General features: G+C 41.9%; 21 protein-coding genes and 1 tRNA gene. 10 read left to right on the top strand and 12 right to left on the bottom strand.

Annotated elements, in window-relative coordinates; genetic code table 11:
• Nucleotides 1–184: 184 nt before the first annotated feature.
• From nrdA to yfaE, 3 genes are all read left to right on the top strand, one after another.
• Entirely contained in the window at nucleotides 185–2,473 is a 2,289-nt protein-coding gene (nrdA, locus tag AB4298_RS12930; RefSeq protein ID WP_371987045.1) for a class 1a ribonucleoside-diphosphate reductase subunit alpha, read from the top strand.
• A gap of 72 nt (nucleotides 2,474–2,545) precedes the next feature.
• Entirely contained in the window at nucleotides 2,546–3,676 is a 1,131-nt protein-coding gene (gene nrdB, locus AB4298_RS12935; RefSeq protein ID WP_249000784.1) for a class Ia ribonucleoside-diphosphate reductase subunit beta, read from the top strand.
• Nucleotides 3,645–4,055 carry a class I ribonucleotide reductase maintenance protein YfaE gene (gene yfaE / locus AB4298_RS12940; RefSeq protein ID WP_371987046.1) on the top strand — a complete coding sequence of 137 codons (411 nt, stop codon included), beginning with the start codon at nucleotides 3,645–3,647 and terminating at the stop codon, nucleotides 4,053–4,055. Before nrdB ends, yfaE begins: the two co-directional genes overlap by 32 nt.
• A gap of 427 nt (nucleotides 4,056–4,482) precedes the next feature.
• On the opposite strand, the gene AB4298_RS12945 is transcribed toward yfaE, so the two are convergent.
• Both AB4298_RS12945 and AB4298_RS12950 read right to left on the bottom strand, forming a co-directional pair.
• The gene (locus AB4298_RS12945) at nucleotides 4,483–4,845 is read right to left on the bottom strand and encodes a YgiW/YdeI family stress tolerance OB fold protein (protein ID WP_371987047.1); all 363 of its coding nucleotides are present in this window, start codon (nucleotides 4,843–4,845) and stop codon (nucleotides 4,483–4,485) included.
• 198 nt (nucleotides 4,846–5,043) lie between these two features.
• Nucleotides 5,044–7,059, bottom strand: a complete 2,016-nt coding sequence (locus AB4298_RS12950; protein WP_371987048.1) for an oxidoreductase — start codon at nucleotides 7,057–7,059, stop codon at nucleotides 5,044–5,046.
• A 155-nt stretch (nucleotides 7,060–7,214) separates the two neighbouring features.
• Here AB4298_RS12950 and sppA point away from each other — a divergent pair, with 155 nt between their 5' ends.
• Both sppA and ansA read left to right on the top strand, forming a co-directional pair.
• The gene (gene sppA, locus AB4298_RS12955) at nucleotides 7,215–9,056 is read left to right on the top strand and encodes a signal peptide peptidase SppA (protein WP_371987049.1); all 1,842 of its coding nucleotides are present in this window, start codon (nucleotides 7,215–7,217) and stop codon (nucleotides 9,054–9,056) included.
• Nucleotides 9,057–9,352: 296 nt separating this feature from the next.
• Nucleotides 9,353–10,369 carry an asparaginase gene (gene ansA / locus AB4298_RS12960; RefSeq protein WP_249000779.1) on the top strand — a complete coding sequence of 339 codons (1,017 nt, stop codon included), beginning with the start codon at nucleotides 9,353–9,355 and terminating at the stop codon, nucleotides 10,367–10,369.
• 87 nt (nucleotides 10,370–10,456) lie between these two features.
• Here ansA and AB4298_RS12965 read toward each other — a convergent pair whose 3' ends face one another.
• Genes AB4298_RS12965 through AB4298_RS12975 form a run of 3 tightly spaced genes read right to left on the bottom strand, consistent with a single transcriptional unit; the run spans nucleotide 10,457 to nucleotide 12,208 of the window.
• Nucleotides 10,457–10,738: a YeaC family protein gene (locus AB4298_RS12965; protein WP_249000778.1), complete on the bottom strand. Its 282-nt coding sequence runs from the start codon at nucleotides 10,736–10,738 to the stop codon at nucleotides 10,457–10,459.
• Nucleotides 10,735–11,052: a zinc ribbon domain-containing protein gene (locus tag AB4298_RS12970; protein ID WP_371987051.1), complete on the bottom strand. Its 318-nt coding sequence runs from the start codon at nucleotides 11,050–11,052 to the stop codon at nucleotides 10,735–10,737. Before AB4298_RS12970 ends, AB4298_RS12965 begins: the two co-directional genes overlap by 4 nt.
• A gap of 28 nt (nucleotides 11,053–11,080) precedes the next feature.
• Nucleotides 11,081–12,208, bottom strand: coding sequence for a M14 family metallopeptidase (locus AB4298_RS12975; protein WP_371987053.1), 1,128 nt, complete (start codon nucleotides 12,206–12,208; stop codon nucleotides 11,081–11,083).
• 290 nt (nucleotides 12,209–12,498) lie between these two features.
• Here AB4298_RS12975 and trxB point away from each other — a divergent pair, with 290 nt between their 5' ends.
• A complete protein-coding gene (trxB, locus tag AB4298_RS12980) occupies nucleotides 12,499–13,449 on the top strand; it encodes a thioredoxin-disulfide reductase (protein WP_249000775.1) in 951 nt (316 codons plus the stop codon).
• 322 nt (nucleotides 13,450–13,771) lie between these two features.
• Here the strand turns inward: trxB and rplT are convergent, their stop codons facing one another.
• The 4 genes from rplT to thrS form a co-directional block, all read right to left on the bottom strand.
• Nucleotides 13,772–14,131, bottom strand: a complete 360-nt coding sequence (rplT, locus tag AB4298_RS12985) for a 50S ribosomal protein L20 (protein WP_012155496.1) — start codon at nucleotides 14,129–14,131, stop codon at nucleotides 13,772–13,774.
• Nucleotides 14,132–14,149: 18 nt separating this feature from the next.
• The gene (rpmI, locus tag AB4298_RS12990; RefSeq protein ID WP_012155497.1) at nucleotides 14,150–14,344 is read right to left on the bottom strand and encodes a 50S ribosomal protein L35; all 195 of its coding nucleotides are present in this window, start codon (nucleotides 14,342–14,344) and stop codon (nucleotides 14,150–14,152) included.
• A gap of 87 nt (nucleotides 14,345–14,431) precedes the next feature.
• On the bottom strand, nucleotides 14,432–14,974 hold the full coding sequence (gene infC, locus AB4298_RS12995) for a translation initiation factor IF-3 (protein WP_220764059.1): 543 nt from the start codon (nucleotides 14,972–14,974) through the stop codon (nucleotides 14,432–14,434).
• A 3-nt stretch (nucleotides 14,975–14,977) separates the two neighbouring features.
• Nucleotides 14,978–16,906: a threonine--tRNA ligase gene (thrS, locus tag AB4298_RS13000; protein WP_371987055.1), complete on the bottom strand. Its 1,929-nt coding sequence runs from the start codon at nucleotides 16,904–16,906 to the stop codon at nucleotides 14,978–14,980.
• 465 nt (nucleotides 16,907–17,371) lie between these two features.
• Between thrS and AB4298_RS13005 the strand changes: the two genes are divergently transcribed.
• Both AB4298_RS13005 and AB4298_RS13010 read left to right on the top strand, forming a co-directional pair.
• The gene (locus AB4298_RS13005) at nucleotides 17,372–18,109 is read left to right on the top strand and encodes a pteridine reductase (RefSeq protein ID WP_371987056.1); all 738 of its coding nucleotides are present in this window, start codon (nucleotides 17,372–17,374) and stop codon (nucleotides 18,107–18,109) included.
• A 2-nt stretch (nucleotides 18,110–18,111) separates the two neighbouring features.
• Nucleotides 18,112–18,312 carry a CPXCG motif-containing cysteine-rich protein gene (locus AB4298_RS13010; RefSeq protein ID WP_012277111.1) on the top strand — a complete coding sequence of 67 codons (201 nt, stop codon included), beginning with the start codon at nucleotides 18,112–18,114 and terminating at the stop codon, nucleotides 18,310–18,312.
• A 74-nt stretch (nucleotides 18,313–18,386) separates the two neighbouring features.
• Here AB4298_RS13010 and AB4298_RS13015 read toward each other — a convergent pair whose 3' ends face one another.
• On the bottom strand, nucleotides 18,387–19,001 hold the full coding sequence (locus AB4298_RS13015) for a riboflavin synthase subunit alpha (protein WP_249000772.1): 615 nt from the start codon (nucleotides 18,999–19,001) through the stop codon (nucleotides 18,387–18,389).
• An 87-nt stretch (nucleotides 19,002–19,088) separates the two neighbouring features.
• On the opposite strand from AB4298_RS13015, the gene AB4298_RS13020 reads away from it, so the two are divergent.
• On the top strand, nucleotides 19,089–20,396 hold the full coding sequence (locus tag AB4298_RS13020; RefSeq protein ID WP_371987060.1) for an MATE family efflux transporter: 1,308 nt from the start codon (nucleotides 19,089–19,091) through the stop codon (nucleotides 20,394–20,396).
• A 100-nt stretch (nucleotides 20,397–20,496) separates the two neighbouring features.
• On the opposite strand, the gene AB4298_RS13025 is transcribed toward AB4298_RS13020, so the two are convergent.
• On the bottom strand, nucleotides 20,497–21,030 hold the full coding sequence (locus tag AB4298_RS13025; protein WP_371987057.1) for a MarR family winged helix-turn-helix transcriptional regulator: 534 nt from the start codon (nucleotides 21,028–21,030) through the stop codon (nucleotides 20,497–20,499).
• A 179-nt stretch (nucleotides 21,031–21,209) separates the two neighbouring features.
• Here AB4298_RS13025 and AB4298_RS13030 point away from each other — a divergent pair, with 179 nt between their 5' ends.
• Nucleotides 21,210–22,763 carry an Ig-like domain-containing protein gene (locus tag AB4298_RS13030; RefSeq protein ID WP_371987058.1) on the top strand — a complete coding sequence of 518 codons (1,554 nt, stop codon included), beginning with the start codon at nucleotides 21,210–21,212 and terminating at the stop codon, nucleotides 22,761–22,763.
• A gap of 568 nt (nucleotides 22,764–23,331) precedes the next feature.
• Here AB4298_RS13030 and AB4298_RS13035 read toward each other — a convergent pair.
• Nucleotides 23,332–23,408, bottom strand: a tRNA-Met gene (locus tag AB4298_RS13035).
• Between the last annotated feature and the right edge of the window lie 45 nt (nucleotides 23,409–23,453).

A 23,453-nucleotide genomic window follows, 5' to 3' on the forward strand; every position in this document is an offset into this window, starting at 1 on the left:
TAGCTATTGAATCTAAAAACACCATATATTGTGTGTGAGAGACTTAAGCAGGCACTATTTAGTCGTTTGTGTCAACAAAAAGGAACTCTCCGTTTTTACGGTTAAAACTGTTTGTTTACAGGGAAACGTACGGTGAACCTGAACAGGTCACTTTCATAAATATAAAAACCAAGGTCTATCTTTAATGAATAGCAATATGACAGTCACAAAGCGTAGTGGCGAACGTGAGACGATCGATCTCGACAAAATCCATCGCGTTATTGAATGGGCAGCAAAGGGACTAAACAATGTCTCTGTATCGGAAGTTGAGCTACGTTCTCACCTACAATTTTTCGACGGTATTGCAACTGAAGCTATCCATGAGACTATCATTAAAGCCGCTGCAGACTTAATTTCTCCTGAATCACCTGATTACCAGTTTTTATCAGCGCGCTTAGCTGTATTCCATCTACGTAAAAAAGCGTTCGGTCAATTTGAGCCGCCTAAGCTTTACGAGCACGTAGTAAACCTTGTTGAGCTTGGTAAGTACGACCAGCATATTTTAGAAGACTACACAAAAGAAGAGATTGATATCTTAGATAGTTATATCGATCACTGGCGTGATATGAACTTCTCTTACGCTGCGGTAAAGCAGTTAGAGGGTAAATATTTAGTACAAAACCGTGTTAGTCACGAAATTTATGAAAGTGCGCAGTTCTTATATATCTTGGTTGCTGCTTGCTTATTTGCGAAGTACCCAAAGGATACGCGCCTTCAATACGTTAAAGACTTTTATGATGCTACTTCAACATTTAAGATCTCGCTACCAACGCCAATCATGGCTGGCGTGCGTACGCCTACTCGTCAATTCAGCTCGTGTGTATTGATTGAATGTGGTGATAGTTTAGACTCTATCAACGCGACGTCTTCTTCAATCGTTAAATACGTCTCTCAGCGTGCTGGTATTGGTGTCAATGCCGGTCGTATTCGCGCACTAGGTAGCCCTATTCGTGGCGGTGAAGCATTCCATACGGGTTGTTTGCCATTTTATAAGTATTTCCAAACGGCGGTTAAGTCTTGTTCACAAGGCGGCGTTCGTGGTGGTGCTGCGACTCTTTTCTACCCAATGTGGCATTTAGAAGTTGAGTCATTATTGGTACTAAAGAACAACCGTGGTGTCGATGACAACCGTATCCGTCACTTGGATTACGGTGTACAAATTAACAAAGTCATGTACCAGCGTTTGGTTCAAGGTGGCATGATCAGCTTGTTCAGCCCATCAGACGTACCAGGTATGTACGATGCATTCTTCGAAGATCAGGAAGAATTTGAGCGTCTATACCTTAAGTATGAAGCTGACCCGAGCATCCGCAAAAAGCAGATCAAAGCGGTTGAGTTATTCTCACTTATGATGCAAGAGCGCGCCTCTACAGGTCGTATCTACATACAGAACGTGGATCACTGTAATACTCACAGCCCATTTGATTCTAAGGTTGCACCGGTCCGTCAGTCTAACTTATGTCTTGAGATTGCGTTGCCAACTAAGCCGTTAAATAACATTAACGACCCAGATGGTGAAATTGCACTTTGTACGCTGTCAGCACTTAACTTAGGTGCGATTAAGAAACTTGAAGAGCTTGAACCATTAGCCGATCTAGCTGTGCGTGCGCTTGATAACTTACTTGATTATCAAGACTACCCAATCATCTCTGCTGAGAAAGCATCGATGAACCGTCGTACTTTAGGTATCGGCGTGATTAACTTTGCTAACTACTTAGCAAAAGAAGGTGTGCGTTACTCTGATGGTTCAGCTAACGGCATTACCCATAAAACATTTGAAGCCATTCAATACTATCTATTGAAAGCGTCAATGAAGCTGGCTCAAGAGCAAGGCGCTTGCCCTGCTTTCCATGAGACAACTTACGCTAAGGGTATTTTACCAATTGACACCTATAAGCGTGACTTAGACAAGATTTGTGATGAGCCATTACATCTTGACTGGGAAACACTACGTGAAGAGATCAAAACTCATGGTCTACGTAACTCAACGCTTTCAGCACTAATGCCATCAGAGACCTCTTCACAGATCTCTAACGCAACAAACGGCATTGAGCCACCACGTGGTTTGATCAGCGTAAAAGCGAGTAAAGATGGTCAGCTAAAGCAAGTGGTACCTGACTTTGAAAAGTACCAGTACAGCTATGAGTTACTATGGCAAATGCCGAATAACGATGGTTATCTACAACTAGTTGGTTTAATGCAGAAGTTCGTCGATCAGTCGATTTCAGCAAACACCAACTATGACCCGACTCGCTTTGAGGGTGGTCGCGTACCAATGAAGGTACTGTTAAAAGACTTATTAACCGCTTATAAATATGGTGTGAAGACACTTTACTATCACAATACTCGTGATGGGGCTTCAGATAGTCATGACGATATCACTGCCATTGAGAAAGAAGATGACAGTTGCGCTGGCGGCGCATGTAAGATCTAACCCAAGATTTTAATCATTAGTATTAAACGTTAATTTAAGGGGGCGCAGCCCCCATTATCGGAAGATAGAAAAATGGCCTATTCAACATTTTGTCAAACTCCAAACAACGCAATGCTAGAGCCTATGTTTCTTGGGCAGTCAGTTAACGTAGCGCGTTATGATCAACAAAAATATGAAGTTTTTGAAAAGCTAATTGAAAAGCAACTTTCATTCTTCTGGCGCCCAGAAGAAGTCGACGTTAGCCGCGATAAAATCGATTACGCTGCACTGCCAGAGCATGAAAAACATATCTTCATCTCAAACCTAAAATATCAAACGCTACTTGATTCAATTCAAGGCCGTTCACCAAACGTTGCATTCTTGCCGTTGGTATCTCTACCAGAGCTAGAAACTTGGATTGAAACTTGGTCTTTCTCTGAAACCATTCACTCCCGCTCTTACACGCATATTATTCGTAATATCGTTAATGACCCTTCAATCGTATTTGACGATATCGTAGAGAACGAAGAGATCTTAAAGCGCGCCAGTGATATTGCGAACTATTACGACCACCTGATCAAACTTAGCCAGGCTTACCACCTTTTAGGTGAAGGTAACCATGAAATCGACGGCGAAGTCATTGAAGTCACTAAGCGTGAAATTAAAAAAGCGCTTTACCTATGTATGGTGTCAGTAAACGTATTAGAAGCGATTCGCTTCTATGTCAGTTTTGCTTGTTCATTCGCCTTTGCTGAACGAAAGGTGATGGAAGGTAACGCAAAAATTATTCGCCTTATCGCCCGTGACGAAGCACTGCACCTTAATAGTACTCAGCATATCTTGAAGATAATGCACGGCGGCAAAGATGATCCAGAAATGGCTGAAATTGCTAAAGAGTGTGAGCAAACAGCGATCGATATTTTCGTAAAAGCTGCTGAACAAGAAAAAGAGTGGGCTAAATACCTATTCAAAGACGGATCAATGATTGGTCTAAACGAGCACATTCTTTGTCAATACGTTGAGTACATCACTACTGAGCGAATGAAAGCGGTAAACCTTGCCTCTCCTTATGAAGAGAAAAGTAACCCACTTCCTTGGATGAAGAACTGGCTAGAAAGTGATTCAGTACAAGTTGCGCCTCAAGAAGTAGAAGTCTCTTCTTACCTTGTTGGGCAAATCGATTCATCAATAGATGAAGATGAGTTCGCAGACTTTGACCTTTAAGCCTATCAACTTTAGCCAAGCTAGCTTTAAGAAGGCTCCAATTGTGAGCCTTCAAGGCATGCCTGTGTTGTTGTTTAATCAGCAGCACCAGACATTGCTAGAAGCACTTGAACAGAAGAAAGTGAAGATATTCTCTGAATGCCGCAGTGGTTTCTGCGGTCAATGCAAAACTAAAGTCATTAGTGGTCAGGTCACTTATCTTAAAGAACCTTTAGTCGAATTAGAAGCTGACGAGTGCCTGCCCTGCTGTTGCATGCCTGATGGAGATATTGACTTAGCCCTTTCTGCAGAAGGCGCTGAAGTAGTGGTACGAGTAACCAGTCCAAAATCAACTAAAAAGAGCGAAGTGACGTCTGTTAACCCATCAATACAAGGCTAAGCAAACATTCCCCTCAAACTCTTAGTTCATTAGTTTACAACTTCGGTAAGCAATCAATTAAGTATACTCGTTATTTTATAGCTACTGTTTTAGCTAAGTAACGCCACAACGAGTACATCGTTTTATAAGCGTTTTAAGTTTATGAGAAAACAAGCCGTTCGCAAAACACAAACATTATTGTCGAAAATGGGATGAGTTGCTTAGCTGGCGTTATGAGCAAAAGGCTTTGATTTATTTTAAAGACAAGTTGCTTTGATACAGCGAGATCCTTTCATTCTAAAACTAACAAGTTAGAGCAGACAGTATTAACTAAGTACAATTGGTAAAAAGCCCATTAATCTTTAATAGGCTTTAAGTTCAAGTGTCAAAACTGAGATGCTAAACTTCTGCCAGCGAGTGCTCTTATGCCATCATGCTTCGCGGCCACTTATTTAGCGAGTTTAATCGTATCGACATCGATTACCGTATAAGACCAGCCACTATCGACCTCCCCCTGTAGAACAACTTTGGTCTCAGGCGTTGCTTCTACGCCATTCCAATCTTGATCGTCAATTTCAATGATGATTTCACCAGTATTGTCTTTAAATTTGTACTCTTCGTCCCCTAAGCCCGCAACAATATAGCCAGTAAGTACGACTTGAGTATCGTCCTTTGCTTCTAAAGCGACAGCAACAGTCTTAACACTAACATTGCTTGGTCCAATAAACCCGCCACTTTTCTCTGAACTCGGTGCAGCCAAAACGTTAGATGATGCAAATAACAGTGCACTGATTAATATTGCTTTTCTCATAGAATTCTTCCTTTCATAAATGAATGCTTACGTCAATATTAGCTATTAATATTGTAGTCCATACTAAGTAATACCAATGACAAGATAACGAAGTAGCTGTGAAGCAAGTGTGAGTTTATGAATAAAAAAGCCAATAAAAAACCTGCTAATGCAAGAGCGTTAGCAGGTTTCATTAAGCGAATTTTTAAACTTTAAATTTTAAAGTGTTATAGCGAGCTCTGCTCCTTGACGAATTGCACGCTTGGCATCAAGTTCTGCTGCTACGTCAACACCGCCAATTAAGTGCACAGGCAAACCGGTTGATTTCATTTCATCAACAAGTTCAGTATTGGATACCTGGCCTGCACATAAAATCACATTATCAACATCGAGTACTTCTGCTTTCCCATCAACGCTAATATGTAAGCCTTGTTCGTCAAACCTATCGTAACTTACACCTACTTTTGTCATAACTTGGTGTTGCTTTAGCACTGTACGATGGATCCATCCTGTCGTTTTGCCTAAACCTTTACCTATTTTTGTCGTTTTACGCTGCAACAAATAAACTTCACGGTGCTTTTCTTCGGGGACAGGAGCAGTCAAACCACCGGCTTCTTTATAGTCTTTGTCGATGCCCCATTGTTTTAGCCAGCGATTTAAATCGAGTGTAGAAGATTCTGACTCACAAAGGTAATGTGCAATATCGAAACCAATACCACCGGCACCAATTAAGGCCACTTTTTTACCAATTGAGACTTCACCATTAAGCACCTTTTGGTAATCAACTACTTTTGGATTATCAAAACCTGGTAAATCGATAGCACGCGGTTTAACACCAGATGACATAACGATTTCATCAAACTTTTCATCCCGCACGACACTGGCGTCTAAAGGAGTATTTAATCTAAGTTCAACCTTGTGTAATTTGATCTGGTTGAGGAAGTAACGAATGGTTTCATCGAACTCTTCTTTGCCCGGTATTTTACGCGCAAGGTTAAATTGGCCGCCGACCTCTGATTTAGCTTCAAACAGAACCACTTCATGACCACGAGTGGCTGCATAAATAGAAAATGCCATACCAGCAGGGCCTGCGCCCATTACAGCGATACGTTTCTTCGTTTGCGCAGGGGTAAAATTAAGCTCTGTCTCATAACATGCTCGAGGATTCACTAAACATGTTGCACGCTTTAATGCAAAGGTATGATCAAGACAAGCCTGATTGCAACCTATACAAGTATTGATAAGCTCAGGTGTGTTGGCTGCAGCTTTATTCACAAAATCTGCGTCAGCAAGAAACGGTCTAGCCATAGACACCATATCTGCCTGACCCGATGAAATAATATGCTCAGCAATTTCTGGAGTATTAATCCGGTTAGTCGCAACAAGAGGAATTGACATTTCTTGCTTTAAGCGCTCAGTTACCCATGCGAAAGCGCCACGTGGAACACTGGTTGAAATTGTCGGTACTCTGGCCTCGTGCCAACCTATGCCAGTATTGATAATAGTTACGCCAGCCTGTTCTAACCATTTAGCTAACTGAACAACTTCTTCCCAAGTCGAGCCATTATCGACCAGATCGAGCATGGACAGCCTGAATATAATAATAAAGTCTTTGCCGACTTTCTCACGAATACTCTTAACGATCTCAATTGGGAATTGGGCGCGATTTTTAAACTCTCCGCCCCATTTGTCATCACGTTTATTGGTGCGTGAGCTAATAAATTGGTTAATCAAATAACCTTCACTTCCCATTACCTCTACACCGTCATAACCAGCTTTCTTTGCAAGCGCTGCGCTACTCGCATAATCTTTAATTGTTCCGTTAACTTGCCTTGCTGACATGGCTGAAGGTGTAAACGGGGTAATAGGTGATTTGATTTTACTCGGTGCACTAGAAAACGGATGATAACCATAACGGCCAGCGTGGAGCAGCTGCATACATATTTTACCACCGGCCTCGTGCACCGCTTGGGTAACCTTGGTATGCTTTTTAACTTGCCAAGGAAAACTCAACTGGCAAGCATTAGGTGCCAAACGGCCCCTGAGGTTTGGGGAGATCCCACCAGTTACAATTAATCCTACACCACCAAGCGCACGCTCTTTATAAAACGCTGCCAGTTTCTCAAAACCGCCCTTTTCTTCTTCCAAACCTGTATGCATCGATCCCATCAATACTCGGTTTTTTAACTGGGTAAATCCCAGATCTAAGGGTTCTAATAAATGCGGAAACGACATTCAAACATCCTTTTTAAACAAGTGATTTAATTCAGCATACCCTGAGTAAACAATAAGCTCAATAAGCGCGTTAATAGATTCCTTTACAATTGAGTTTTCCTTTCCTTAAGGATTTCAGTTAGCATTATGCCAACTAAGTGATAAAGGAGTGGCAGATGTCCACTAAACCCTCAATTTTTAAAAGGATGTTCCTACTTACGTGGAATACCATTAATGGATTAAGAAAGCTATTTCTTAATCTAGTGTTCTTTGGTTTGATTGCTATCATCATCGTCACTTTAGCCGCTGATGACACGATTGAAGTTGAAAATGGCTCTGCACTGGTACTCAATCTGTCTGGGATTATTGTTGATCAAAAGCGTCAAGTCGATCCAATAGAAGCTGCAATGAAAAGTGGTAATGAAACAGATGGTAGCGGTGAAATTTTACTCGCCGATGTATTAACTGTTATCAATAATGCTGCAGCCGATGATCGGATTAGCCAAATGGTGTTAGATCTTGGCATGCTTAATGGCACAGGGATAAGCAAGTTACAATCCATCGGTAATGCGCTAGAGTCATTTAAAGCAAGTGGCAAGACAGTTGTCGCAAACGGCAACTGGTATGGTCAAAACCAATATTTCCTAGCCAGCTTCGCTGATAAGGTTTACCTCAACCCTCAAGGTAGTGTTGAAATTGAAGGTCTAGGCCGCTACCGTTTGTATTTTAAGTCAGCATTAGAAAAGTTAAAGATCAACGCACACGTATTTAGAGTGGGTACCTTTAAGTCGGCCGTAGAACCCTTTATACGCGACGACATGTCTGATGCAGCAAAAGAAGCAAACTTAATGCTACTAAATGACCTATGGAAAAGCTATGCAGACACCGTAGCAGCAAATCGTGGCATTAATAGCGTCGATTTGTCTTTAAGCGCCGATGAATATTTGAAGCAATTAGACAAAGCGGACGGCCAGTCAGCTGAAATGGCTTTAAACATGAACTGGGTTGACGGACTTAAATCAGCAGAAGAGTTTAGACTTTCTATGGTTGACGCTGTCGGTAAGTCAGCTGATGGCGAATCTTATAAGCATGTAAGCTTTTATGACTACTTATCAGTAACCCATAGCCATCCTACTTTAAGCTTAAATGACAAGGTCGGAATCGTAGTCGCTAAAGGAAATATCTTAAATGGCTCACAGCCTGCTGGCCAAATAGGCGGTGAAAGCACATCACAACTACTCAGAAAAGCACGCTTTGACGACTCAATAAAAGCCGTTGTACTACGCGTTGACAGCCCTGGTGGTAGTGCCTTTGCTTCCGAGCAAATAAGACAAGAAGTGTTAGCTTTAAAAGAAGCCAACAAGCCAGTAATTGTGAGTATGGGCAGTTATGCTGCATCTGGTGGATATTGGATTTCTGCAAGCGCTGATTATATCTATGCAACACCAACTACCTTAACCGGTTCTATTGGCATATTTGGTATGATCACAACCTTTGAAGATTCACTTGCGAGTATAGGCGTGCATACTGATGGTGTAGGAACTTCTGAATGGGCAGGCTTTTCTGTCACTAAAGGTTTATCGCCTCAAATTGAAGCGGTTATACAACGCCATATTGAGCGTGGCTACCATGACTTTATTTCACTAGTCGCAACTGAACGTGATATGACCTTAGAAAAGGTAGATAGCATAGCTCAAGGCCGCGTTTGGACGGGTCGTAAAGCTCTAGAACTCGGACTTGTTGACGATCTTGGAGAACTCCAAGATGCAGTGACAAAAGCAGCCCAGATGGCATCGATGGAGCAATATGACACTGAAGTCATAGAAAAGGAGCTCAGCCCACAGGAACAATTTGTTCAAGAGATGTTTGCTTCAGCAGCGAGTTACATACCCGCTAGTGTGACAGAATCTAGCACGCTTGAAACAATACTCAGTCAGTGGTCTACCGTAATTGAAGAGTTTAAATCTTTTGATGATCCAAATGGGGTCTACCTTTACTGCGATACCTGCAATTATTAAATTCTATTTAGTGCCCAACTAAAAAAATGACTAAGCCCTGCAATCGCAGGGCTTTTTATTACTCAGAACCATTACAACTAAACATCCGTTTAATTACAGCTATTTATAGCAAATTTGCTACATCTAAATTTAAACCCATAACGTAAGCGCTAGAGATTTTAACGCTGCTGTTTATCAAAATAGAATTTTAGTGCGCCTCATGTAGGATTATTACGTGTTATCCCCTGCATCTATCATGGCTTTAGGTATATAATCCCTGCACCGTGATTTAATCTAAAACTAAAAAACAAAATCAAATGACTAAACGATCAATCTATGTAGCCTACACGGGCGGCACCATTGGAATGCAAAAAACCGAACACGGTTTTGCACCTGTTGCCGATTTTCTAACTGGCTGCGTAAAAGCAATGCCTGAGTTTTACCATGATGAAATGCCTGATTTTGTAATTAGTGAATATGCTCCACTGATTGATTCATCGAATATGAAGCCAACTGATTGGCAAATGATCGCGGATGATATTAAAGCAAACTATGATAAATATGATGGTTTCGTTATTCTACACGGCACTGACACTATGGCATTTACAGCCTCAGCACTGTCTTTTATGCTTCAAGGCCTACAAAAGCCAGTCATAGTAACCGGTTCACAAATTCCGCTCGCGCAGCTTAGATCTGACGGTCAAACCAATCTTTTAAACGCGTTATATATTGCAGCTAATTATCCTGTGGCTGAAGTATGTTTGTTTTTCAATAACAAGCTATTTAGAGGTAACCGCACAACAAAAGCACACGCAGATGGCTTTAACGCCTTTGCGTCACCGAACTTTCCGCTTTTGTTAGAAGCCGGGATTAAGATCCGTTGGCATGCGGGAAAGCGCGCTGTAATAGATAATAATATTTCGCTGAGTGTTGCTAAGATCAGTCCACAGCCAATTGGTGTCGTGACTCTTTATCCAGGGATCAATACTGAGATTTTTGCCAATATACTACAGCAACCGGTGAAAGCACTTATTCTCCTGACTTTTGGCGTTGGTAATGCGCCGCAAACGCCCGCATTGCTTAAAACGCTAAAAGATGCACATGAACGTGGCATAGTATTAGTTAACTTAACCCAATGTATGCAGGGGCGCGTGAATATGGATGGTTACGCAACAGGTAATGCATTAGCTGAAGCTGGTGTTATAAGCGGCTATGATATGACGACCGAAGCCGCGCTGACAAAGCTGCATTATCTATTATCAACCGATATGTCCCCTGAAGAAATCCGTACAGCAATGAAAACTTCAATTGCTGGTGAACTCACCTCTGATTAAACCTGATTATCAGTGCATGAAGAACAATAAAAAAGCCCTTTATATTTCTAGGGCTTTTTTATTAGAAGGCTCAATTAAACGACTAAATTACAGTTCGTCTTGGCTGAACTCTGCGATTGACTCGCCTTTAAACTGTTTTTTAAGCTCAGACTTCGACAACTCGTTCACTTTACCATCGCTATTAATTGTGAAGTGGTCGGTTTGTTGTAATCGTCTAGCTTGATAGAGCATAACAACCTGTTGAGTCGATGCGCGCTGCTCAGGTGTTAGCAAGGTGCCATCTTCCCACTTTCCAAGCTCTACGCCACTCAATAGACGCTGATAGACTTCATCAGGCATTTCATCGATAACTTTATTTATATCGGTCATACTTTTTTCCGTTTATGCAGCACAATTTGTACACGAGTGATCAAGTAGCCCACAAAACCTAGAGAAAATGCGCCTACAGCAACATAAGAACGAGCTCCTTCTGCAGGCTCTCCGCCCCAAAACCAAGTCACTACGCCACCAATAAAAAGGGTCAACGCTAAAAAACTCTGATTCATTAACTGATTAGAACGCTTAATATGACTGATCACTTTTAGGCTTTCATTGTCAGCAGAGATGCTTGCCTTACAGTGGTTACACTCTTTGGCCATACTTGAGATACGTTTATTACAGCTAGGACAATTAACTAATGCCATTGGCTACCTCTTAGCTTATCCCAAATACTTATTTAAGTTTATCAACGACAGCATTCATTGCAATCAATGAAGCTTCACCTAGATAAATACAACGCTCAGGTGACCAACCCGCCATTAGATCTGGCATATTGGCATTGTCTTTAAATGGCATTTCAAGGGTATTTGAAAGGCATCCAAATGTATGAGCAACCCAGTTAGAAGCGACTGTTAGGTTTGCCTGATCAGGCTCGTCTTTATCGTAACCAAACTTATCTTGGAAATCTGGGCTCGCCATCAGTAGAGCATCAACAAACGCTTGTTGGCGCGCAGCATCTTCTTTAGTAAAGGCTGGTACGCCTTCACAGCCTGCAAGGAACACATATGGCAGGCCTTCATCACCGTGTACATCGTAAAACAAATCGACGCCCGTTTCTTTCATCTTATTAACTACGTACAGAACTTCGGGGCTCTTCTCTAAAGAAGGCGTTTTCCATTCGCGGTTAAGGTTTGTACCCACAGCGTTTGTACGCAAATGCCCCCGGGCACTGCCGTCTGGGTTCATGTTTGGAACGATATAGAAGTTAGCTTTATCCAACAATGCTTTCGCCGTTGGGCAGTCACTGTCTAATAGGTTATTCATCAAACCTTCGACTAACCATTCAGCCATTGTCTCACCCGGATGTTGACGCGCAGTGATCCAGATGTTGGCTTTATCTTCATCGCCATCACCGATTTTAACCAAGGTCATATCACGACCGTCTAAAGTTAAACCTAAATGTTCTAGGCTAACTTGTGGGTGTACTTGCACGGCAGCGAGCAAATCTTGGTGACGTTCGTAGCTATAAGGCGCGAAATAGGCAATTTGAATCGCATCACAATCTAGCTCAACTTGGATTGAAAGCTTGCCGTCAACATATTCTGTCGGTAAGCGGAACCAGTTTTGTCTATCGTAAGTGGCAACCGCTTGATAATCTTCCCAGCCTTTAGTGTACGAAGCTTTATCCGCGTTTACGATGTTAAGCGTATATTGGTTACCCACAACCCCTTCTAATTTGAAGTTAAACCATTGAAAAAACTCACCACCTTCATCAGGACGGATCGCTAACTGAACATCATCTTTGTTATCTAGATTGATAACTTCAATATTGCCACTATCAAAATTCGCGGTAATGCGCATAACACTTCCTTTTTCTTTTAGCTTTAGGTTATGACTCTGTAAGTTTGACACTGCAAACAAGCCAACTGTCTTTCTTTGCGGTATAGAATAAACCAAAATGTGATAAGGAGCAGCTTAAACCCAACAAAAACCGTCAAATATCACTACATAAGCTAACTTCCTGCAAGGTTAAACACTAAGACAGAGCTTTACCAGCCTCCGGAAATTCCATACAATCGCAGCAATTCGTAAAAACAAGAGGGAAGCAATTCCCCTTGCTGTACCGCATTCGTTAAGGAACGGAGAAACTAATGACCCAAGCTAGACATTGTGAACTACTTATTCTGGGCTCTGGCCCGGCAGGCTACACAGCAGCAGTTTACGCTGCTCGCGCAAATTTAAAGCCAGTTTTGATCACAGGTATGCAGCAAGGTGGCCAGCTAACAACAACCACTGAAGTTGAAAACTGGCCTGGTGATGCTGAAGACCTGACAGGTCCTGCACTAATGGAACGCATGCAAAAGCACGCTGAAAAGTTTGAAACTGAAATCATTTTTGATCACATCAACGAAGTGAACCTTAATGTGCGCCCTTTCCAGCTTAAAGGCGACAATGGCGAATTCACTTGTGATTCGCTAATCATCTCTACAGGTGCTTCAGCTATGTACCTTGGCCTTGAATCAGAAGAGGCATTTAAAGGTCGCGGTGTATCCGCATGTGCAACCTGTGACGGTTTCTTCTATCGTAACCAGAAAGTTGCCGTGATCGGTGGTGGAAACACTGCTGTTGAAGAAGCTCTTTACCTAAGTAACATCGCATCTGAAGTTCACCTTATTCACCGTCGTGATAGCTTCCGCAGTGAAAAGATCTTAACTAAGCGCCTAATGGATAAAGTTGAGAACGGTAATATCGTGCTTCACTTAGACAACACGCTTGATGAAGTTGTTGGCGACCAAATGGGTGTTACAGGTCTTAAGATGAAGAGCACCAAAGATGGTGCAATTAACGACCTAGAAGTTGCTGGTGTTTTCGTTGCTATTGGTCATAAGCCAAACACTTCTATGTTTGAAGGCCAACTTGAAATGAACAATGGTTACATCAAAGTAGAAAGCGGCCTAAATGGCAATGCGACTCAAACTAGCATTAAAGGCGTATTCGCCGCAGGTGACGTAATGGACCAACATTACCGTCAAGCAATTACTTCTGCTGGCACTGGTTGTATGGCTGCATTAGATGCAGAGCGCTTCTTAGACGCGCAGTAATCCTTAAAGCTATAATTGAAAAAGCCAACTGAAATAGTTGGCTTTTTTATTGGCTAAAATTGCATAAATGAACAATTTTGATAACGAAATCAATTTATCAACCTCCCATTTGTAAGCCCAGTTCGCCACGTACCTTAAGATTGCTAAAGCCCTCTAATTAATCAGTATAAAAGGTTAAAGCGTACAACAAGGTTTGCTCGGCACAGCGACAAAACAGCTGCATTGTGCCCCATCAACCCATACTCTTAAACGACATAACGCCGAATTATAGATATAAAAAAAGGGAGCCCTAAGGCTCCCTTTTCGAAAGATTCTAAACTAATTACTTAGCTAAAGCGTCTTTTGCTTTTTCAACTAAAGTTGCAAATACAACTTTATCGAAAACAGCGATGTCAGCCAGGATCTTACGGTCGATTTCGATTGATGCTTTTTTCAAACCATTAATGAAACGGCTGTAAGACAGACCATTTTGACGAGATGCCGCATTGATACGTGCAATCCATAGTTGACGGAATTGACGTTTCTTCTGACGACGGTCACGGTAAGCATATTGACCAGCTTTAGTTACTGCTTGAACAGCAACACGGTAAGTACGGCTACGAGCGCCATAATAACCTTTAGCTAATTTAAGTACTTTCTTGTGACGAGCACGAGCGGTTACACCACGCTTAACTCTAGGCATTGTTCATTGCTCCTTTAATTAAGCGTATGGTAGTTGACGTGCGATTGCTGGCACATCAGACTTAGCTACTTGACATTTTGCACGTAAGTGACGTTTACGCTTAGTGCTCTTCTTGGTCAAAATATGACGTAAATGGGCTTGCTTGCGCTTAAAACCGTTAGCGGTTTTCTTAAAACGCTTTTGTACACCCTTGTCTGTTTTCATTTTAGGCATTGCTAAAACTCCGCATTGGGACAATTAATAAAACGCAAGGCGAGTAGGAAACCTCAAGAGGCCCCTACTACTTTTAAGGTTGCCTTACTATTTCTTTTTCGGCGCAAGAACCATAACAGCTTGGCGACCTTCCATTTTCGGGAAAGACTCCACTACTGCTATGACTTCCAAATCAGCTTTGATACGGTTCAAAAGATCCATACCTAAACTTTGGTGAGCCATCTCACGACCACGGAAACGCAGCGTTACTTTCGCTTTGTCGCCGTCTTCTAGAAAACGAGTCAGGTTGCGTAGTTTTACCTGGTAGTCGTTTTCGTCTGTACCGGGACGGAATTTAATTTCCTTCACCTGTACAATTTTCTGCTTCTTCTTTTGTTCTTTTTGAGCTTTTGCTTTGTCAAAAAGGAACTTACCGTAGTCCATAACACGACAAACTGGCGGCTCAGCATTAGGGCTAATTTCTACTAAATCCACACCGGCTTCATCAGCAACTTCTTGTGCTTCTTTAATAGTTAAGATGCCTAACTGCTCACCATCTAAACCGTTTAGACGGACTTCAGATACACCAACGATGAGCTCGTTGATTCTGTTCGGGGCCGCCTGGCGCCCTGCTGTTTTTTTGATCTTTATGACCTAATCCTCCAACAAATTGAGACTACGGAGCGAAATCTGGTTCTTGAGCTTAGTAGCAAATTCTTCGATTTGCATTTTACCTAAGTCAACGCCTTCACGGGTACGCACCGCTACTTCCTTATTTTCCATCTCTTGATCACCTACGACCAACAGATAAGGCACACGCCTTAAGGTATGTTCGCGTATTTTAAAGCCTATCTTCTCATTCCTCAAGTCTTTAGTTGCACGAATTCCATGTTCTTTGAATATATTGACGACATTATCGACATAATCCGACTGTTTGTCGGTAATATTCATTACAACAACTTGAACTGGTGACAACCAAGCAGGGAATTTGCCTGCGTACTCCTCAATTAGAATACCCAAGAAGCGCTCTAACGAACCTAAAATCGCTCGGTGGATCATAACAGGTGTTTGACGACTGTTATCTTCAGCAACGTAAGTTGCACCTAAACGACCAGGTAACGCGTAATCGAGCTGCACTGTACCACATTGCCACGCTCTGTCTAGACAATCGTGCAATGTAAATTCAATCTTAGGACCATAAAATGCGCCCTCGCCCGGTAAAATTTCAAATTCAATATCGTTAGCAGTCAATGCTTGCTTAAGAGCTTCCTCTGCGCGATCCCACATATCGTCATCGCCGATACGCTTTTCAGGACGTGTAGAAAGCTTAACAACGATATTGCTAAAGCCGAATGTTTCGTATGTATCGTAAACCATCTTGATACATGCACTTACTTCTTGCTGAACTTGTTCTTCAGTACAGAAGATATGCGCATCATCTTGAGTGAAACCACGTACACGCATTAGGCCGTGTAATGAACCTGATGGTTCGTTACGGTGACAACAACCAAACTCAGCCATACGCAATGGCAAGTCACGGTATGACTTAAGACCTTGGTTGAAGATCTGTACGTGACCAGGACAGTTCATTGGCTTAACTGCATATTCGCGGTTTTCAGAGCTAGTAGTAAACATCGCTTCTGAATACTTGTCCCAGTGACCACTGCGTTCCCAAAGTACACGGTCCATCATTAATGGGCCTTTTACTTCTTGGTAAGTGTACTGACCTAGCTTTTGACGAATAAACTTCTCAAGCTCTAGGAACAGGCTCCAACCATCGTTATGCCAGAACACCATACCCGGTGCTTCTTCTTGCATATGGTAAAGGTCTAACTGCTTACCAATTTTACGGTGGTCACGCTTCGCCGCTTCTTCAAGACGGTTAAGGTGCACTTTAAGGGCTTTCTTATCAGCCCAAGCTGTGCCGTATACACGTTGCAACATCTTGTTATCTGAGTTACCGCGCCAGTATGCACCAGCCACACTCATCAACTTAAAGTTCTGACAGAACTTCATGTTTGGTACGTGCGGGCCACGACACATGTCGATGTATTCTTCATGGTGATACAGTGCTGGCGTAGAGTCTTTTGGAATGTTCTCATCCAAAATCGCCATTTTGTAAACTTCACCGCGAGATTCAAATGTATCACGCGCTTCTTGCCAGCTAACAACGCGCTTATCAACCGCATAGTTAGTTTTAGCAAGTTCAGCCATACGCTTTTCTAGCGCATCGATATCTTCCTGAGTCAACTTATGGTCTAAGTCGATGTCATAGTAGAAACCATTATCGATAACTGGGCCAATAGCCATTTTGGTTTCAGGGAACAATTGCTTGATCGCATGACCTAGCAAATGAGCACAAGAGTGACGAAGAATTTCAACACCCTCTTCATCTTTAGCTGTGATGATTGAAAGATCAGAATCAGTTTCAATCAAATCACATGCGTCTTTTAGTTCACCGTTCACGCGACCAGCGATACACGCTTTAGCAAGACCAGGACCAATGTCGGCAGCAACATCTAAAGTAGAAACAGAGTGAGCAAACTCGCGTTTGCTTCCGTCAGGAAGTGTAATAACAGGCATGATATTTCCTTTTCCAGTGGTGACCCCCACGTAGGGCCACTTGGCTTTAAAATTAAGTGTGGTTTACGCCACTGGGACTAGACCTTACTGTAGCCTGCGGTATCCAGCGCGCAAGCGGCTAATTCTAAGTGATAGCGGCCTTGCGATGCAAGTTTTCAATTTAATAAGTTTCTAGTCTAACTTAAGCTACGCATCAATGCCCACAACTGCATATTAAACAATCGTTTATATATGAGAAGAGCTGAGTAATTATCGTGTTGAATTAGCATGACGACAGAAGAAGTCTGTGAGCTCTACAACATTATGAATGTCTGCCTTGATTTTTGTCGCTAGGTTAACTCTTCTCTGTAAGTGCCTATCTCAGCTATAGGTGGAGCATGAACTGTAATTCGCTTACTATCTGATTTTCTATAAGAACCAATTCTTCGAGCAACAAATAGCAGAACACTATATTAAGGATAAATAATGGGAAATTGGGCATTAGTTACAGGTGCAGCAAAGCGTATTGGTCTAGCTATAGCAACTCAGCTACATGACGATGGTTACAATATCGTTATCCACTATGGTAAATCTTTTGAAGAGGCGCAGGCATTGCGTAGCAAACTAAACACCAAACGCGCTAATTCAGCAATCATGATCCAAGCAGACCTTGCTAATAGTAACGCTATAGAACAATTATCAAAGCAAATAAACGAACATGCTATCAACCTAGAAGTATTAATTAACAATGCCTCAAGTTTTTACCCTACTCCTGTTGGTAGCGCTTCCTTTGCTCAAGCTCAGCAGTTACTTGCAACCAATCTACTTACTCCTTATCTACTCGCAGAAAAACTTAGTGCCCTACTGGGTAAAAATAAGGGATGCATCATTAACCTGTTGGACATACATGGCAAACGCCCACTTAAAGATCATGGACTATACTCTATATCGAAAGCAGCACTCGAAATGGCAACAATGTCATTAGCTCAAGAGCTCGCACCAAATGTACGGGTAAATGGTGTGTCACCTGGGGCTATTCTGTGGCCAGAGCAATCTAATATGAAGTCACAACAAGCCGTTTTAAGTGCGATTCCTTTAGCTAAGCTTGGACAAGCAGACGATATTGCCAAGCTAATATCTCACTTAGTCAGCGCACCTTATATCTCAGGACAAGTTATTGCAGTAGATGGAGGACGAAGCGCTGTTGGTTTTATGGGAGCGTAACCATGCGGTTTATTAACAAGACGATTAGCTGCCCGCATTGTGGGCACCATCAACATATTAATATTGATGCGACCTGTGGTGATCAGGACTATTACGAAGATTGCAGAGTTTGCTGTAACCCTATTCATATGCGCCTACATATGGACGAGGCGCAGCATAAAATTGAGTTTTTTATCGATTCAGATGACGAGCAGATCTATTAAAAAGACTACTGCTCTAACGATTTTTTTAGTGCACGGTAAGCTACAGTCAACATCTAATATTGTGTGGCTCAAACTTAGCTAGCAAAACGCTTTGCTAGAACCCGCTCAACCGTGTCGACAATAGCCTGAGTTTGACTATCGATTTCAATATTGATGTTATCTCCTGCAGCATAGCCATCAAGATTTGTTAGCTTTAAGGTTTCAGGAATTAAGTGCAACATAAAAGTGTCTTCAGTCACCTCTCCTACAGTTAAACTGCAACCATTCACACCAACAAAGCCTTTATACAGAATGTAATTCATCCATTTAGGTTCGACCTTCAAACGAATATCATAATGCTCAGCAGTTTGACTAACAAAATCGACCTCAGCTTGAGTGTGAACATGACCCGATAAAATGTGCCCACCTATCTCACTACCAAAGGTTAATGAGCGCTCTATGTTAACCTGTGATCCAACTCTCAGTTTTGATAGGTTAGTTAGCTTAAGGGTCTCTTCCATTACATCAAAAAACACCCTATCATCATCTATTCTTGTAACTGTTAAACATACACCGTTATTTGCGACACTTGCCCCTAGTGAAAGTCCCTCGCGCAAATCCGGCCCAATTGCGATTTGTAGCGTATTTAAGCCTGATTTCTTATCTATCGCCAACACTTCACACGTTGCTTGAACTATACCTGTAAACATAATTCTCTCTCGTTATAAAAATTAAGGGCTGTACCCATGAACCATTCTGGCTTTCAAGCCAAACGCTTAGTCCAATTAGCATTACCTGTGCTCATTGCCCAAGTAACCCAAACAATGATGGGCTTTATCGATACCGTAATGGCGGGTCGTGTAAGCGCTGTCGATATGGCCGCAGTTGCGATCAGTGCAAGTCTTTGGCTACCTGCACTATTATTTGTTCAAGGCTTATTAATGGCCTTTACTCCAGTGTTTGCACATCATCATGGTGCAGATAACCAAAAAGCGATTCAGCCATTAGCCTTTCAAGCTGGCTATATTGCCATAATTGGTAGCGTTGTAGTGATGCTGATCCTCTCATTTGCTGAGAATATTTTTACCATGATGGATCTTGAGCCTGAAATGGCTCGTCTCGGCGTAGGTTATTTGAATGGATTTATGTGGGGCGTGCCTGCGTTTGTACTTTACCAAGTGCTTAGAGGTTGTAGCGAAGGTATTTCCTATACATTACCTACTATGGTGATTGGTTTTGTTGGCTTGGCAGTCAATATCCCTGCTAACTATATCTTCATTTATGGCCACTTTGGTATGCCAGCTATGGGTGGTGCAGGCTGTGGTGTTGCGACCGCGTTAGTGTTCTGGGCGATGTTTATCGCTATGGTTATTTACATGCAGTTGCATAAAAAGTTTAAAGAACTGGCACCTTTCAAATCTTTTCACTTACCAGATGCAAAAGTTATGTTTGATATGACAAAACATGGCTTCCCTATAGCAATGGCGCTATTTTTTGAAGTGAGTTTATTTGCAATCATTGCACTACTATTGGCTCCTTTAGGCGCTACAGTTGTTGCAGGGCACCAGATCGCACTCAACTTTTCGTCTATTGTATTTATGTTACCGCTATCGCTTGGTATCGCCGTTTCCATTCGTGTCGGCTATTACTTAGGACAAGATAAGCCAGAAATAGCGGCGTTAGTGACTAAACTTGCACTGATCATTTCGTTCTCTTTAGCAGCTTGTACAGCTGTCATTACAATTTTATTTAGAAACGAAATTGCACTGTTATATAACGACAATCCAGACGTAATAACCTTGGCTGGTAGCTTGATGTTCTTTGCTGCTATCTATCAATTATCAGATTCAATACAAGTTGTGACAGCCGGTGCCTTGCGTGGTTACAAAGATACCCGTAGCGCTTTCTACATTACGCTTGTTTCATATTGGGGCGTAGGTATGACATTAGGTTATACCTTGGCGCGTACTGATATTATTGTGCCGCACATGGGTGCACAAGGTTTCTGGATAGGTTTGATTGCAGGCTTAACTGCCGCGGCTATCATGTTTGCAGCACGCTTACGATACATTCAAAAACAAGGTGTAATCCACTCAGCTATTTAAGCTCTGTAATACAACGTAAAAGAAAAAGGCTAACTCAATTATCGAGTTAGCCTTTCAATTTTCTAGTGTTTGTTGCGTTATAACACATAGGGTCGTACAACTAGTCTGTTCCAGAAAATCGAATACAGCGCAGAAAGCTTTGCCCCCCTCTGTCCATGCTTGAACTGATCCGCTGCATTAGTTGATCTAAGAGCTCTAATTCTTCAGGCGTAATAGTCTCAAGCATACGTTTTTCATGTTTATGTAATACTGGCATGATCTCTTCTACTAAAGTTTTACCTTTACTCGATAATTTAACCAGTTTGCTTCTCTTATCTTCGGGGTTATCCAACCTTTCAATTAATTCCATTGTTTGTAATCGATTTAGCACCTTAGTTAAACCACCGGAGCTAAATAACATACTTTGATAAAGCTCGGTAGGTGACAAAACATAAGGTTCTGGATTACGTCGCAAGCAAGACAACAGATTAAAATCAGCACTTTGTAGATCATAAGACTCGACGCAGTCTTTGATAATTTGAATAAAAATATTATTCACCTGCGTGAGACGCAATAAGGCTGGAAATGATGTTGCTGCACATTCAGGCCAATTAGCTTGATTTAGCCTTAAAATGTCTTCCATACCCTTACTCATCTGATCTACCTCTAATTATATAAATTCATTAACCAATATACCTTGCTAGAAAGATTTAATCTATCTAGTATCTTTCTGGAAAGATACTTAAGGTGTAGCAGCCGAATGAGGTTATTCGCAGCGTTTTGGCGCTCAAGATAATCATCGAAGGCATAATTAGTCGCCTCCAAAGAGTTGCGATGGATAAAGAGAGTGATGATATGAAAATCTTCAAACTAGGGAGCTTAGCGTTACTGATAACAGTAGCGTCAACGGGTTGTGGCAGTGACGATACATCGACGCCTCCAATACCAGAGAACAAACCGCCTGTCGCGATGCCAGATTTCGCAACCGTTTATTTGGGGACCCATGAACGTATAGATGTGTTAGCCAATGATTCTGATCCAGAAGGCGAACCGCTAGCTCTTACTGATATGAGCATAATTGAAGGGACTGGTACTGCATCGATCCATGGCAATGCGATTCAATTTACGCCTGTAGAAGTAGGAACCAGCATTATTCAATATACAGCTGCTGATCCACATGGTTCCAAAGCAAGTACAGAACTCACTGTGACCGTAGTTGATCCGCAATTCGCCACTGCAGATTTTGTTGGCTCCCAAACTTGCGTAAGTTGTCATAGTGATAAATCGACGTTTTTTGAAACTGGTCATAACTTTAAATTAAACAAAATTGTTGATGGAAAGGCTCCTGAATATCCATTTAGTAATATCGACAGCGTAGTTCAACTTATGTACGGCGCTACAAATAGCCTTGGTACACCAAATAGCTGGGATGATATTAGCTATGTTATTGGCGGATACGATACTTGGGCGAACTTCTTAGATAAAGACGGTTTTATTTTGTCAGGTAAAGGTGTTGCCGTATCCATCCCACAAAACGGGGATGATATCACCATTAATCATATTCAAGGGTATAAGCCCGATGCAGCGCCAGATTCACAACAGTTTGACTGTGGTCTTTGCCATTCTACGGGTTGGAAAGATTTTACAGCTGACTCAGAGCTAAATCCGCACCGTCAAGATGACTTGAAAGGATTTGCCGGTACGTATAATCAAGCAGGGATTCAATGTGAAGCCTGCCATGGCGCGGGAAGTATCCACATTAAAACACGTTCACCAGATGACATATCTCGGGTGGCTAAAGGCCGACTTCGTTCAGATCTCATAAAAGATGATATGGGTTACGGACTTGCTATAACTTGTTCAGAATGCCATTCAAAGAAAAGCAATCGCCACTATCCAGGTTTTGTTAGTGAACATAACCAAGATTTTGGTGGTGATACAATTGGAGGCCGTTCCATCCCGTATTTTGACGGTGGCCGTCTAGCAGGAGATCAGCTCATTGGCCTTGATGCTAATACTGGTGTTGCTATAGGCAAGAAGCGTGAAATGGCATGTCATACTTGTCATAACCCACATCGTTCTAAAGCAAATGAAGACCAACCTGGCCACGAAGATGCAATGATAAAAACCTGTACTGACTGCCATGGTAATAAAACTTTCGTACCGGATCTGAAGATTCATGAATTGGCAGCAAAATGCGAAACATGCCACATGCCGAAGAGTAACCACTTCTTTAAGATTAATCTTGATTATGCTTCAGATAGCCCAGAGAATTTTTCTGAAGATCGGCAATATGTTCAACCTTGGAACGTAGCAAAAGATAGCTGTGGCAGTTGTCATAAAAACTACGACGAGCTAGCAACAACAATCACAAAAATGCACAACTAATTAGAGTTGAAATAATAGCCAAGGTTAAACCTTGGCTATTTGTAATATCAATTTCGGTTTCAAATTCAAATAGCATTTCATTAACCACAAGAATTAACGTTAGTTAGCCCTTCGATCGAATATCGACTATTTCTACGTTAGGCACTAGAGAGCGTAGAGACGTAACACCGATATTAGACTAGATTAAAGTTGTTGAAAAAATACAACGACCTTCAATGTTGACTCCAACTACCTACCCTATTTTATAAATCGCATTCGATTATTATTGCCATATAGCTAAATCTCATGAAAGAGATATAGACAGCATAAATAGCAGGCACAAAAAAACCAGCTTTCGCTGGCCTATGTATCACGTCATTCTTTAAATAAGAATTGGTTGCGGGAGCTGGATTACTTTTTACAAGAGCTTAGCAACGACCTTCGACTTAGCTTTAATAAAGAGTTGAGCCCGACGAACTAGCAAACTGCTACACCCTAGCCTTGAACCGATGAAAATCAGCACATTTTAGGTACAAAAAAACCAGCTTTCGCTGGCCTACATATCACGCCATTTTTTTAGTAAAAGAATTGGTTGCGGGAGCTGGATTTGAACCAACGACCTTCGGGTTATGAGCCCGACGAGCTACCAAACTGCTCCATCCCGCGTCCATGTTGACGCTAATAACTGTTTTGATTCTGCTATAAAAGAAT

Origin of the sequence: Shewanella sp. 10N.261.52.F9 (genome assembly GCF_041471165.1) — a bacterium.
In the GTDB taxonomy this organism is placed as follows: Bacteria; Pseudomonadota; Gammaproteobacteria; order Enterobacterales; family Shewanellaceae; genus Shewanella; species Shewanella marinintestina.